Here is a 12,399-nt window from a genome sequence, read left to right as displayed (position 1 = left end):
CGATGAGCCGCGGCCGCGGCCGGGGTCGTTCCTGCATGACGACGATCATCGTGACCGGGTGGCTGCGGGTGGATCCCGCCGAGCGCGACGCGTACGTGGACGGCTGCCGCGCCGTCGTCGAGCAGGCGCGGGCCACCGAGGGGTGCCTCGACCTCGCGATCACCGCCTGCTCCGTCGACCCCGGACGCGTCGTGGTCGTCGAGCGCTGGACCTCGCGCGAGGCGCTGGACGCGTTCCGCGGCAGCGGGGTGGACGGTGAGCAGGCCGCGCAGATCCGGGAGGCCGCCGTCGACGAGTACGAGGCCGGGGACGGCACCCGGCTCTAGGCGGCCACCGGGCGGCGGCCGAGGAAGGCCATCGTCCGGGTGGTCTCGTCGGCGTCGGAGGGCGACTCGACCTCGGCGCCGAAACCGCCCGGGGACCGGGCCATGTCGGCCATCTGCTCGACCAGGCCGCGTGCCCACGCGAGCTGGTCGGACGGCACGTCGTTCGGCAGACCGGCCGCCTGGGTCAGGTCCCAGCCGTGCACGACGAGGTCGACGCAGTGGAACAGGCCGAGCGTGCCCTCGAGGGTGCCTCTGCCCGTCCGGCCCTCGACCTCGCGGCCGGCCCGGGCGGGGTCGTCGAGCAGGGCCTGCACGCCGTCGCGGGTCGCCGTCCACGCCCCGACGGGGTCGCGGTCGGCGTCGGGCGCGGGCGGCAGCGTCTCGCCGGCGCCCTCGACGTACCCGCGCTGGGACCCCACCACGTGCGCCACGACGTCGCGGGCCGTCCAGTCCTCGCACGGGCTCGGCGAGCCCCAGCGGTCGTCGCGCACCGCCTCGACGAAGCCGGTGAACCGCTCGGCCAGCAGGCGGTAGCGGTCGGCGGGGGACAGGTCGGCGACGTCGGTGCTCATGCCCCGATCCTGCACCCGACCCCCGTCAGGAGGTCTTGGACGAAGGCGACGCGTCCTGCTCGACCGGCTCCGACGGGTCGGCGGGCACGTCCAGCGGGTGCGCGAGCTCGTCCGCGGGCAGCCGCGCCCACAGGATCGCGACGACCGCGATCACGGGCGGGACGAGGCCGGCCACCAGGAAGGTCGCCTGCAGCCCGATCGCCGTGCTGACCGGGCCGGCGAGCGCCATCGACACCGGCATGAACGCCAGCGAGACGAAGAAGTCGAGGCTGGAGACGCGCCCGAGCAGGTGCGGGGGGACCCGTCGCTGCAGGAGGGTGCCCCAGATGACCGTGCCCACCTGGAAACCCGCGCCGACGACGAACGCCGCGGCGACCATCGGCCAGACCGACGTCGCCGTGCCGAGCACGACGAGCGGGACGCAGGACAGGCCCCAGACCAGGTTCATGACGGTCAGGTAGCGCCGCGGCAGCCGCAGCGAGGCCATGGCCAGCGAACCCAGGGCGCCACCGATGCCGAACGCCGCGAGCACCCAGGCGTGCTCGGCGGGGCCGCCGCCGGCACGGTCCTTGATCGCGAACGGGCCGAGCACCTCGAACGGGCCGAGGAAGACCAGGCACATCAGGCTCGCGAACACGAGCGTCGCGAGCAGCCACGGCGTGCGGGCCATGTAGACGAACCCGTCGCGGACGTCGACGAGCACCTGGCGCACCGGGTGGGTGCCGTCGTCGACCTGCTCACGCCGCACCGGCGTCAGCGGCATGCCGAGCACGAACGCGCCGGCGGCCAGGGCGCACAGGGCCGCCCCCGCGAGCGCCACCGCGGGCGACCAGGTCGCCACCAGCGCCGCCGCGACCGCGGGACCGCCGGCCTGCATGAGCGCCGGGCGCAGCGTCCCCTCGATGCCGTTGGCCGCGAGCAGGTCCTGCGCGGGCAGCAGCGACGGCAGCACCGCCGAGTACGCGGGGTAGTACAGCCCGGCTGCGAGGCCGGTGAGCAGCGACGCGGCGGCCAGCTGCCAGACCCGGAGCGCACCGGCGAACGCGAGGGCGGCGACGAGCCCCAGCACGGCGGCGTTCACCAGCTCGACAGCCAGCAGGATGCGCTTCTGCGGCACGCGGTCGGCCAGCGCGCCGCCGAGCAGCGTCGTCGCGACCAGCCCGAGACCCGTGGCCGTCAGGACGAACGAGACCTGGCCCGGCCCGCCGCCGAGCTCGACGATCTGCCAGAACATCGCGATGACCACCAGGCCGGAGCCCAGCACGGACGACACCAGCGACCCGAAGAGCCACCGGTAGGCCGGCGTGCGCAGCGGAACGAGGGCCTTGGGGAGTGCGGGCACGTCCCTAGTCTCGCCCCCGCGCGCGGCGGCCTCGGGCGAGCTCGGTGCCGAGCGCGTCGAGGCGCTGCTCCCAGAAGCCGCTGAACTGCCGCACCCAGGCGTCGACCTGCTGCAGGCCGCTGCCGTCGACGGCGTACAGCCGGCGGGTGCCCTCGGCGCGCACCGTCGCGAAACCGTTCTCGCGCAGCACCTTCAGGTGCTGCGACACCGCGGGCTGGGAGATGCCGAACTCGTCGCGGACGACGTCGGCCACCTCGCCGGCCGATCGCTCGCCATCGGCCAGCAGCTCCAGGACGCGGCGCCGCACCGGGTCACCGAGGACGTCGAACGCGTGCACCGTCGACGCTCAGGCGTCGGCGGGGACGCCGGTGTAGAAGGCGGTGGTGGCGGCCTCGGCGGCGCGGGCGGCCTGCTCGTCGGTGCCGTCGGCGATCGACGCGTCGGCCCAGCCGCGGCTGCTCGTCGCCATCACCGCGCGCCCCTCGTCCGAGCCGGTCCAGGCCTCGCCGTGGTCCTTCGTCACGTCCTGGCCGGAGGCCAGGTGGAGGTGCAGGCCGAGCAGCGACAGGTCCCAGCCGGTCCCGACGGCGCCGGGGCCGTAGGTGCCCCAGAACTCCTCGGGGACGTGGGCGGTGTGCACCAGCCGCAGCCGCGTCCCGTCGCCCTCGGGCTCGAGCGTCACCTCGACCCACGACGTCCCCTGCATCTCCCAGGTCAGCGAGAACGCGTGCGGCGGCTCGCAGGTGAGCACCTCCCCGCCCGCGTTGCCCTCGACCTGGTAGCGGCCGCCGACGCGCAGGTCGCCGGTGACCGGGGAGAACCAGCGCGGGATGCGCTCGGGGGAGGTGAGGGCGTCCCAGACGTCCTCGACCGGGGACGGGTACGAGCGCGAGGCCCGGACGACCTTCGCCTCCTGCCCGTCGCGGCTGGTGGTGCTGACGGTGCGGTCGATGCCGCCGACGATCTCGATGGGGGAGGTCATGGCGGCAATCTTTCAGCCAACACTTAAATAAGTCAAGACCGAATCCGGTTAGGGTGTGCAGCGTGGACAGCCTCGCCGAACTGACCTGGACCGCCGTCCTCGTGCTGGCGTTCGCCGTGTTCCTCCTGTTCGAGCAGGTGCTCAGGCTGCGGCGCAGGGTGCAGCAGCTCGAGCGGGCGACCCGGCCGACCCTGCCCGCGTCTGCCGGCGAGCTGCCCGCGGAGCTGCAGGAGCAGGTCTGGCGACTGGTGCAGCGGGGCAAGAAGATCGAGGCGATCCGGGTGGTGCGCGACCGCACCGGACTCGGCCTCAAGGAGGCCAAGGAGCTCGTGGAGCGGCTCTAGGCTCAGCCGCGCTGCTGGGCGTCGCGCCAGGCGACCCACTTCCGGACGGTCGACAGGTCGTACTCCGGACCGCCCGTGCCGACGGTGAACAGGCTGACGCCGAGGTCGAGCAGGCGCTGGCCGGTCTCGGCCGGGTCGCCCTCGACGCCCACCGAGCGCTCGATCTCGGCGGGGTCGCGGGCGACGTCGGCGCAGTGGCCGTCCAGGATCTTCACCTTCCGCTCGACCACGTCGGCGTCGCCGAAGCCGTGCCAGATGTCGGCGTGCTGCGCGACCATCTTCAGCGTCTTCTTCTCGCCGCCGCCGCCGATGAGCACCGGGATGTCGCGGGTCGGCGCCGGGTTCAGCTTGCCGAGGCGCGACTCGATGCGCGGGAGCGCCTCACCGAGGGCGTCCAGGCGGCCGCCGGCGGTCCCGAACTCGTAGCCGTACTCGTCGTAGTCCTTCTCGAACCAGCCCGACCCGATACCCAGGATCAGCCGGCCGTCGCTGACGTGGTCGACGGTGCGGGCCATGTCGGCCAGCAGCTCGGGGTTGCGGTAGCTGTTGCAGGTCACCAGGGCGCCGATCTCGACGCGCGAGGTCTGCTCGGCCCAGGCGGCGAGCATCGTCCAGCACTCGAAGTGCTCGCCCTCGGGCTCGCCGTAGAGCGGGTAGAAGTGGTCCCAGTTGAAGACGACGTCGACGCCGAGCTCCTCGGCCTCGGCCACCGCGCGCCGGATGCCGGCGTAGTCGGAGTGCTGCGGCTGGATCTGGACGCCCACGCGGATCGTTCGAGAGGTCATGACCGCCACGCTAGGACGGCCCGCCTGCCCCCGCGCGCCCGGTGGGGCAGGCTGTCGCCGGTGAGGACACCGACGACGCCCGGCGTCACCGACGCCGACCGGCTGCGCGCCCTGCGCCGGATGCAGGCGGTCGCCCTCGGCCTGCTGCTGCTCGCCGCCCTGGTCTACGTGCTCACGTTCGAGCGGGACGGCTTCCTCGGGTACGTCAACGCCGGCGCCGAGGCGTCGATGGTCGGTGCGGTGGCCGACTGGTTCGCCGTCACCGCGATCTTCCGCCGCCCGCTGGGCCTGCCGATCCCGCACACCGCGCTCATCCCGCAGCGCAAGGACGCGCTCGGCGCGAGCCTGGAGCAGTTCGTCACCGAGAACTTCCTCACCGCGGACGTCGCCCGCGGCCGCGTGCTCGCCGCCGAGCCGGCGCTGCGGGTCGGTCGCTGGCTCGCCGTCCCCGCGAACGCCGAGCGGGTGGTGCGGGAGGTCGCGCCGGCGCTCGGCCGCGGCCTGCGCGCGCTCGACGAGGACGAGGTGCGCGCGTTCGTCGAGCAGGCGCTGCTGCCGCGGCTCGCGTCCGAGGACCTGGCGCCCGTCGCCGGGCACCTGCTCGAGGGCGTCGTCGAGGACGGCGCGCACCGGGCGCTGGTCGACCTGCTCGTCGCGGAGGCGCACGACTGGCTGCTCGACAACGAGGACGCGGTGCAGCGCATCGTCCGCGACCGGGCGCCGTGGTGGTCCCCGTCGTGGCTCGACGACCGGGTCGTCGACAAGGTGCACGACGAGGCGGTGCGCTGGGTGCGCGACGTGCGCGACCACCCGAACCACCGGGTGCGGCTCGCGCTCGACTCGCTGCTCACCCAGCTCGCCCGCGACCTGCAGCACGACGAGGCGACCCGCGAGCGGGCCGAGGCGCTCAAGGTGCGGGTGCTGTCGAACCCCGGGACGGCCGACGCCGCCACCGCCGTCGCCGAGTCGGTGCGCTCGGCGGTGGTGGAGTCGCTGCTGTCGCCCGGTGGCCCGCTGCACGAGCGCGCGGCCGCCGCGCTGGGGGACGTCGGACGACGGCTCGTCGACGACGCCGAGCTGCGGGCGCGCGTCGACGCCCGGACGGCCGACGCGGTGGTGTTCGCGGTCGAGACCTACGGCTCCGAGCTGGCGTCCGCCATCTCGCACACCGTGCAGCAGTGGGACGGGCAGGACGCCGCGCGCCGGATCGAGCTGCACGTCGGGCGCGACCTGCAGTTCGTGCGGATCAACGGCACCGTCGTCGGCGGGCTCGTGGGCGTGACGATCCACGCGGTGTCGCAGCTGCTCTGAGGGGCCGTCTCACTCAGCGACGTCGGCGAAGACGCCCTCGCCCGGGCGCCAGCACATCCACACGCGCTCCGACGTCTCGGTGGCAGGCACGTCGAGCAGGGCGATCTCGGGACCCCCGAGCTCGCACGCTGCGGGGCGCACCACGAGCTCCCCGGCCTCGAACCGCAGCACCAGCCCGGACTCGGACGACTCGGTGGTGGATGTCACGGGGTGCCCGATGAGGCTGCAGAGCACGTCTCGGTACCCGGGGTCCCCGAAACGCGAGATTCCGGTGCCGGTCACCACGACCGGCCACACCAGCAGCGTCAACCGCCCGGCGTCGAGGTCGAGCTGGAGGTAGTCGCGGACGAACACGACCGAGCCCAGGTCGGACCCGATGAGACGGTCGAGCACCGAGTGGTCCATGGCAGCACCGTTCCACACTCACGGCGGGTCGGGGTCGGGCGCGCGCCAGCGTCGTCCGGTGGCGCGCGCGGCGCGGACGTCGTCGTGGAAGGTGTTGCCCAGCAGCGTGCCTGGTGGGTGGCCGTGGTGTGCGGGTGGGCGGAACACCGGTCGACCGTCACGGACCAGCATCACCCAGCCGTGCTCGGGTTGGGCGTGGATCTGGGTGTGGTGCCGGGTGCAGAGCAGCGCCAGGTTCTCGATCGTGGTGGGACCGCCGCGGGACCACCAGATCACGTGGTGGGCCTCGCAGAGACTGGGTGGTGCGGTGCAGCCTGGCCACACGCACCCGCCGTCCCGTGCGGCCAGCGCAGCGCGCTGGGCTGGGGTGGCGAGCCGGCCGAGCGTGCTCATCGACACCACCCGGCCGCACGACAGCATCACCTTCTCCAGGATCGCGTCGCAGACCAGCCGCGCCAGCGTGCCGGGCGAGACCTGTTGACCGGTCGTGGTGGTGGCGGCCTGCTGGTCGGCGTCGACGTGCACCACGACCCGCGGCACCGCCGTCTTCACCCCGTCCTCGTGCGGCAGACGCAGGTGCGCGCCGGCGAGCTCGGCCATGGTGACCAGGGCGTCGGCGCGGCGCTGCCCGCGGGTGCGCACGTCGGGGTCGCCGCCGGCGCGCAGGTCGTGGCGATCCTGCTCGGCGATCGCGTCCAGGGTCGCGGTGAAGGCCAGCCCGGCGGCGGCGTCGAGCTGCCCGGAGACCAGCACCATCCCGGTGGAGTCCGTGGTGACAGCGACGTGGCGCCGTTTGTGGGCGAACTCGTCGAACCGGTCGCTACCGTCGGGCAGCAACGTGTCGAGCAGGTGCTGCGCCAGCACCTCCGCGGACTTCGGGTCCCACTCGCGCGCCCGCGTGGTCAGCTCGGCGTCGACCTCGTCCCGCCGCTCCCGCACCAGCTGACGCGGCAACCGACCCAGGCACGCCCTCGCGACCGTCACGTGCTCACGGGTCACCTCGCCGGCTCCCCACGCCGCCCCCAGCGCGCGAAGGTCCCCGGACTGCGGGCACGTGACCGCCGCGTTCTCCAGGTCGGCCTTCGCCCGTCCACCGCTGACCCGGCACCGGTCGGTCAGCACCGCCTTCGTGACCGCACCACGACGCCCACGGGCGTCCGGTGCCTCCCTGGACACCGACTCCCGCAGCAGCGCCGCCTTGGCCGCCGACAGCCGCGCCTCCTGCACCGTGATCGCGACGATCCGCTCGCGCACCTGCGCGTCCGACAGCGACCACAACGGGGCACCGAGCAGGTCGTCGACACCCTGCTCGACGAGCGCGAGACCACCCGCACCCTGCCCACCCACGGCCCCCACCGACATGCTCCGACCCTAGACGCCACCACTGACAGTCGTTGTCCTGCAACCGCACAGAGGAGTAGCGTCCGGCGGCATGACCGACCAACCGGCACCACCGCGCGACGCGCAGCAACGACGCGACGACACGCTGCGGCTGCTCGCCGCCGAGGTCGATTGCTGGGTCGCGACCGCCGGCCCTGGCGGTTCGCCGTGGATGGTGCCGCTGTCGTTCCTGTGGCACGACGGCGAGCTCGTCCTCGCGACGAACGCGTGCAGCCCCACCGCGCGCAACTGGGCGGGCGGTGCGCCGGTGCGGATCGGGCTCGGCCAGGTGCGCGACGTCGTCCTCGTCGAGGGGACGGTCCGGCTGGTGCCGGCCGCCGAGGTCGACCGGGACCTCGGCGACGCGTTCGCCGCGAAGTCGGGCTTCGACCCGCGGGTGCTGCGGACGCCGTACGTCTACGCGTTCGTCCGGCCGACCCTGGTGCAGGCGTGGCGCGAGGAGAACGAGCTCGCCGACCGCGACCTGCTGCGCGACGGCCACTGGCTCGGAGGACCCGGCGAGGCGTGAACGAGCGCGCGGTGCCCGTGGAGGCCACCGGTGCGGGACCCGTGGTCGATGAGGGTGGCGAGACGGTGCTGCGGCTGATCGGGGCCGGCCTGCCGCGCACCGGCACGTCGTCGCTGCGGGAAGCGCTGCGCCACCTGCTGGGTGCGCCCGTCCACCACATGAGCGAGGTGATGGCGCACCCCGAGCAGGCGAGCACCTGGGCCGCCGCGATCACCGGCGACCCTCCGGTGTGGGACGAGTTTCTCTCCGGCTACGCGGCCGGCGTCGACGCGCCCTTCTCGACCTGCTGGCGCGAGCTGGCCGCCACGTACCCCGACGCACCGGTGCTGCTGTCGCTGCGCGCCGACCCGCAGGTGTGGCTGCAGAGCATGCAGGCGACGGTCCTGCCCCGGACGCGCGAGATCCTGGCGGGCGACCCCCGTGACCCGCTGGTGCCGCTGTTCGAGGTGCTGTTCCGCGACCTCGGCGACCTCGGCGACCTCGACGACCTGGACGGGCTCCTGGCCGGCTACCGGCGGCGCGCGGACGAGGTGCGGGCCGAGGTCCCGCCGGACCGCCTGGTCGAGTGGCAGCCCGGCGACGGCTGGGAGCCGTTGTGCCGCGCGCTCGGCCTGCCTGTGCCGGATCTGCCCTTCCCGCACGAGAACAGCACCGCCGACTACCTCGCCCGTCGCGCGACGCGGCTGGAGCGCGACGCACGACGACGGGCCCGACCCGGGACGTCCGCACCAGGGCAGGATGTCGTCCCTTGACCCTCGAGCAGGTCGAGACAGGAGGGTGCTCGACGTGGAGAACGAGCTGCTCGGCATCGGCCGGCTGGCGAGCCTGAGCGGGCTGCCCGTCAGCGCGCTGCGCTTCTACGACGGGGCGGGGGTGCTGCCGCCGTCGGTGGTCGACCCCTCGTCCGGGTACCGGTACTACGCGCCGGACCAGGTCGTCGACGCGCGGCTCGTGGCGCACCTGCGCCGGGTCAGCCTGCCGCTGGAGGAGATCCGGCGGGTCCTGACGGACCCGTCGGCCGCGGGGCCCGTCCTGGCCGCGCACCTCCGCCGGCTCGAGGCCGGCCTGGCCGACGCCCGCAGGGAGATCTCCCACGTCCACCGCCTGCTCGAGCACCCGGAGACCACCATGCACCGCTGCACCCTGCCCGCCGCCGACCTCCTGCGCGCCCTGCGCGACGTCCGCTTCGCGATGTGCGACGACCCCGACCAGCCCCGCCTGCACGGCGTCCTGCTCGACGGCGGACGCGACCGCGTCCGGGTGGTCGCGACCGACCGGTACCGGCTGGCGACCAGCGCGGTCGCGACGCCCGCGCCGACCGGGCTGCACGTCGTCGTGCCCGCCGGGGCGGTCGACGAGCTGCTCGCGGCCGACCTCGCCGGCTCCGTCGAGGTCACGGTGGCCGACGGCACGGTCACGTTCACCAGCGGCGCGACGACCGTCCACGCGGAGGTCCCCGACGTCGACTTCCCCTCGTACGAGGTGCTGCTCGACCACGGTCACCGCACCGTGCCCGTCGACGCCGGCGCGCTGCGGGCGGCGCTGCGCGCCGGCGCGACGGAGCCGCACGTCCGCGAGGACGACGGCGTCACCTACGACGTCAGCCGGATCAGCATCGGGGCGGACGGCGTGCGCGTCGGACCCAGCGAGGACCCGGACGCGGTCGTCGTCGCCGTCAACCGCGACTTCCTGCTGCAGGCGCTGCAGGACGGCGACCAGCTCACCCTCGGCCTCGACGACCCGATCGCGCCGCTGGCGATCCGCGACCCCGCCCGGGTCGGCACGATGTCGGTCCTGATGCCCGTCCGGCTCGACCAGCCCGCCTGACCGGTGGCCGGAGGCTGCCCGGCAGTCCGTGGACGGGCGTCCCGGTCGAGGAGCAGGCTGGCCACCCCACCACCACCCCGAGGTCGGAGGCGACCATGGCCCGTCGGACCATCAGCACCCCGGACGCCCCGCAGTCGCCGCTGTTCGCGCAGGGCGTCCGCGTCGGGAACCAGATCCACGTGTCGGGCATGACCGGGCTCGACACCGCCACGGGCGAGATGGCGGGTCCGGGGGTGGTCGAGCAGGCCCTGCAGGCGATGCGGAACTGCGAGCGGGTGGTCGCCGCCGGCGGCGGCACGCACGACGACGTCGTCGAGGTGGGTGTGCTGCTCGCGAGGCCGGACGACTTCGCCGGCCTGAACGAGGCGTTCGCGCAGCACTTCCCGGTCGACCCGCCGGCCCGGTACGTGGCCCGCCTCGGACCGGAGATCCCCGGCGTGCTCGTGTCGGTGCGGATGACCGCGATCGTCGGCTGAGGGCCTGGCTCAGCCCTGCGGGACCTCCTGGAAGGCACGGACCTCGATTCGGCCGCCGAGCGCCTTCGACGCGCGCGCGGCCCAGTCGAGGGCGGTCGCCTCGTCGGCGACGTCGATCACCCAGAAGCCGCCGAGGTACTCGGAGGCCTCGGTGAAGGGTGCGTGCACGGTGGACAGCGCGTCGCCGGTGGCGTCGACGGTGATCGCGGACGACGGCGGCATCAGGCCGCCGGCGAACACCATCGCGCCGGACGCGCTGAGCTCGGCGATGATCGCGCCCGTGGCGGCCAGAGCCGCCTCGAGCTCGGCCGGGTCCATGGTGGCCATGGTCGGCTCCTCGTCGGAGTCGTGGGGGACGGAGAGCAGGTACTGGGTCATGCAGGTCGGACCGTGCCCCGCTCCCGGACCCATCGGTGCCGGGAACACGGCCCAGGGCACCAGGGTTGGCAGGGGCATGAGCGCAGTCCCGCAGGACCTGGTCGACCTGCTCGAGCGCCCGCTGTTCGCGGCGCTCGGCACGGTGCGGCCCGACAGCACGGTGCAGGTGAACCCGATGTGGTTCGAGTACGACGGCGAGCACCTGCTGTTCACCCACACCACCTACCGGGCCAAGTACCGCAACCTGCAGGCGAACCCGTCGATGAGCCTGCTCGTGGTCGACCCGGACGACCCGATGCGGTTCGTCGAGGTCCGCGGCGCGCTGGTCGAGACGCGGCCCGACCCGACGGGGGCGTTCTACGTCCGGCTCGGGCAGCGCTACGGCGACCCGGACCAGCAGCCGCCGCCCGACAGCGCGGACCGCGTGATCCTGGTGATGAGCGTCGACAAGGTCACCCGCAAGTAGCCGACCCGTCCGCGGGTAGCGTTCGGGCGTGGTCACCAACTGGGCCGGCAACGTCACCTTCGCCGCCGAGCGCGTCGTGCGTCCCGCGGACGTCGACGAGCTCCGCCGGATCGTCTCGTCGTACAGCCACGTGCACGCGCTCGGCACCGGGCACTCGTTCTCGACCGTCGCCGACACCCGCGGCCTGCTCGTCTCGGTGGCCGACCTGCCGCACGAGGTCGAGGTCGTCGACGGCGGCGACGCGGTGCGCGTCTCGGCCGGCACGACCTTCGGCGAGCTCGCCCTCGCGCTCGACCCGCACGACCTCGCGCTCGCGAACACCGGGTCGCTGCCGCACATCTCGGTGGCCGGCGCCGCCGCGACGGGCACCCACGGATCGGGCGACCACAACCAGTGCATCGCGGCCACCGTCCGCGAGGCCGAGCTGGTCACCGCGTCCGGCGACCTGGTCACCGTGCGCCGCGGCGACGACGGCTTCGAGGGCACGGTGCTCTCTCTCGGCGCGCTCGGCGTGCTCACCCACCTGACGCTCGACACCCGGCCCACGTTCGACGTCCGCCAGACGGTGTTCGACGGCGTCGGCTGGGACGTGCTGCTCGACCGCGACGGCCTCGACCGCGTGATGGGGTCCGGCTACAGCGTCAGCGTCTTCACCCTCTACGGCGACGAGGTCGGCGACGTCTGGGTCAAGCAGCGCGTCGGCGACCCCGACGACGACCTGGGCTGGGCCGGCGGCCGTCCCGTCGACGGCGCCCGGCACCCGATCCCCGGCCTGAAGGGCGAGACCTGCACCGTGCAGGGCGGGGTGCCCGGACGCTGGCACGAGCGGCTGCCGCACTTCCGGATGGAGTTCACGCCGAGCAGCGGCGACGAGCTGCAGACCGAGTACTACGTCGACCGCGAGCACGGCGCGGCCGCGGTCGCCGCCGTCCGCGCCGTGGCCGACGACGTGCGGCCGGTGCTGCAGGTGTCGGAGCTGCGCACGGTCGCCGCCGACGACCTGTGGCTGAGCCCGACGCGCGGGCAGGACCTGCTCGGCCTGCACTTCACCTTCGCGCCGGACGCCGTGGGCGTCGCGCGCGCCACCGCCGCGCTCGAGCAGGCGCTGGCGCCGTTCGAGGCGCGGCCGCACTGGGGCAAGGTGTTCTCGCTCGACCCGGCCGTCGTGGCCGACCTCTACCCGCGTCTCGGCGACTTCCGCTCGCTCGCAACGCGTCTCGACCCGGACGGTGTCTTCACCAACGACTTCGTCGAGACCTACGTCCGCCGCTAGCCG

Annotated in this window: 17 protein-coding genes; 9 read left to right on the top strand and 8 right to left on the bottom strand. The window is 74.2% G+C overall.

The features are described 5' to 3' along the window. Positions 1-35: 35 nt before the first annotated feature. Positions 36-326 carry a putative quinol monooxygenase gene (locus ACYVKY_RS18325; RefSeq protein WP_460436424.1) on the top strand — a complete coding sequence of 97 codons (291 nt, stop codon included), beginning with the start codon at positions 36-38 and terminating at the stop codon, positions 324-326. Here ACYVKY_RS18325 and ACYVKY_RS18320 read toward each other — a convergent pair. The 4 genes from ACYVKY_RS18320 to ACYVKY_RS18305 are packed head-to-tail and all read right to left on the bottom strand — an operon-like array spanning position 323 to position 3,222. Then, positions 323-898, bottom strand: coding sequence for a DinB family protein (locus tag ACYVKY_RS18320; RefSeq protein ID WP_460436423.1), 576 nt, complete (start codon positions 896-898; stop codon positions 323-325). The two genes, ACYVKY_RS18325 and ACYVKY_RS18320, sit on opposite strands and share 4 nt — an antisense overlap. 25 nt (positions 899-923) lie before the next feature. Next, a complete protein-coding gene (locus ACYVKY_RS18315) occupies positions 924-2,240 on the bottom strand; it encodes an MFS transporter (protein ID WP_460436422.1) in 1,317 nt (438 codons plus the stop codon). A gap of 4 nt (positions 2,241-2,244) precedes the next feature. Then, the gene (locus tag ACYVKY_RS18310) at positions 2,245-2,577 is read right to left on the bottom strand and encodes an ArsR/SmtB family transcription factor (protein WP_460436421.1); all 333 of its coding nucleotides are present in this window, start codon (positions 2,575-2,577) and stop codon (positions 2,245-2,247) included. A 9-nt stretch (positions 2,578-2,586) separates the two neighbouring features. After that, on the bottom strand, positions 2,587-3,222 hold the full coding sequence (locus ACYVKY_RS18305; RefSeq protein ID WP_460436420.1) for an SRPBCC family protein: 636 nt from the start codon (positions 3,220-3,222) through the stop codon (positions 2,587-2,589). Positions 3,223-3,284: 62 nt separating this feature from the next. Here ACYVKY_RS18305 and ACYVKY_RS18300 point away from each other — a divergent pair, with 62 nt between their 5' ends. Then, entirely contained in the window at positions 3,285-3,566 is a 282-nt protein-coding gene (locus tag ACYVKY_RS18300; protein WP_460436419.1) for an RNA-binding protein, read from the top strand. Positions 3,567-3,568: 2 nt separating this feature from the next. On the opposite strand, the gene ACYVKY_RS18295 is transcribed toward ACYVKY_RS18300, so the two are convergent. Beyond that, complete coding sequence (locus tag ACYVKY_RS18295; RefSeq protein WP_460436418.1) at positions 3,569-4,351, bottom strand: LLM class F420-dependent oxidoreductase; 783 nt, start codon at positions 4,349-4,351, stop codon at positions 3,569-3,571. Positions 4,352-4,411: 60 nt separating this feature from the next. Between ACYVKY_RS18295 and ACYVKY_RS18290 the strand changes: the two genes are divergently transcribed. Further along, entirely contained in the window at positions 4,412-5,662 is a 1,251-nt protein-coding gene (locus ACYVKY_RS18290) for a DUF445 domain-containing protein (protein WP_460436417.1), read from the top strand. Between the two features lie 9 nt (positions 5,663-5,671). On the opposite strand, the gene ACYVKY_RS18285 is transcribed toward ACYVKY_RS18290, so the two are convergent. Then, positions 5,672-6,067 (bottom strand): hypothetical protein, encoded by a 396-nt coding sequence (locus tag ACYVKY_RS18285; RefSeq protein ID WP_460436416.1) that lies wholly within the window; start codon positions 6,065-6,067, stop codon positions 5,672-5,674. Positions 6,068-6,085: 18 nt separating this feature from the next. Further along, the gene (locus ACYVKY_RS18280) at positions 6,086-7,429 is read right to left on the bottom strand and encodes an HNH endonuclease signature motif containing protein (protein ID WP_460436415.1); all 1,344 of its coding nucleotides are present in this window, start codon (positions 7,427-7,429) and stop codon (positions 6,086-6,088) included. A 70-nt stretch (positions 7,430-7,499) separates the two neighbouring features. Here ACYVKY_RS18280 and ACYVKY_RS18275 point away from each other — a divergent pair, with 70 nt between their 5' ends. The 4 genes from ACYVKY_RS18275 to ACYVKY_RS18260 all read left to right on the top strand — a co-directional run bounded on the left by ACYVKY_RS18275 (position 7,500) and on the right by ACYVKY_RS18260 (position 10,279). After that, on the top strand, positions 7,500-7,976 hold the full coding sequence (locus ACYVKY_RS18275; protein WP_460436414.1) for a pyridoxamine 5'-phosphate oxidase family protein: 477 nt from the start codon (positions 7,500-7,502) through the stop codon (positions 7,974-7,976). Beyond that, positions 7,973-8,728: a sulfotransferase family protein gene (locus tag ACYVKY_RS18270; RefSeq protein WP_460436413.1), complete on the top strand. Its 756-nt coding sequence runs from the start codon at positions 7,973-7,975 to the stop codon at positions 8,726-8,728. The genes ACYVKY_RS18275 and ACYVKY_RS18270 overlap by 4 nt, the downstream gene beginning before the upstream one ends. A 34-nt stretch (positions 8,729-8,762) precedes the next feature. Then, positions 8,763-9,803, top strand: coding sequence for a DNA polymerase III subunit beta family protein (locus ACYVKY_RS18265; protein ID WP_460436412.1), 1,041 nt, complete (start codon positions 8,763-8,765; stop codon positions 9,801-9,803). Between the two features lie 95 nt (positions 9,804-9,898). Further along, positions 9,899-10,279, top strand: coding sequence for a RidA family protein (locus tag ACYVKY_RS18260; protein ID WP_460436411.1), 381 nt, complete (start codon positions 9,899-9,901; stop codon positions 10,277-10,279). A gap of 9 nt (positions 10,280-10,288) precedes the next feature. On the opposite strand, the gene ACYVKY_RS18255 is transcribed toward ACYVKY_RS18260, so the two are convergent. Next, a complete protein-coding gene (locus tag ACYVKY_RS18255; protein ID WP_460436410.1) occupies positions 10,289-10,657 on the bottom strand; it encodes a YciI family protein in 369 nt (122 codons plus the stop codon). A 76-nt stretch (positions 10,658-10,733) separates the two neighbouring features. Here ACYVKY_RS18255 and ACYVKY_RS18250 point away from each other — a divergent pair, with 76 nt between their 5' ends. Continuing rightward, on the top strand, positions 10,734-11,123 hold the full coding sequence (locus ACYVKY_RS18250; protein ID WP_460436409.1) for a PPOX class F420-dependent oxidoreductase: 390 nt from the start codon (positions 10,734-10,736) through the stop codon (positions 11,121-11,123). Positions 11,124-11,151: 28 nt separating this feature from the next. Next, entirely contained in the window at positions 11,152-12,396 is a 1,245-nt protein-coding gene (locus ACYVKY_RS18245) for an FAD-binding oxidoreductase (RefSeq protein WP_460436408.1), read from the top strand. Positions 12,397-12,399: the final 3 nt, after the last annotated feature.

This window comes from Angustibacter speluncae (assembly GCF_054777815.1).
Note: the sequence above shows the minus strand (reverse complement) of the source record. Positions and strands in the feature narration are given on the sequence as shown.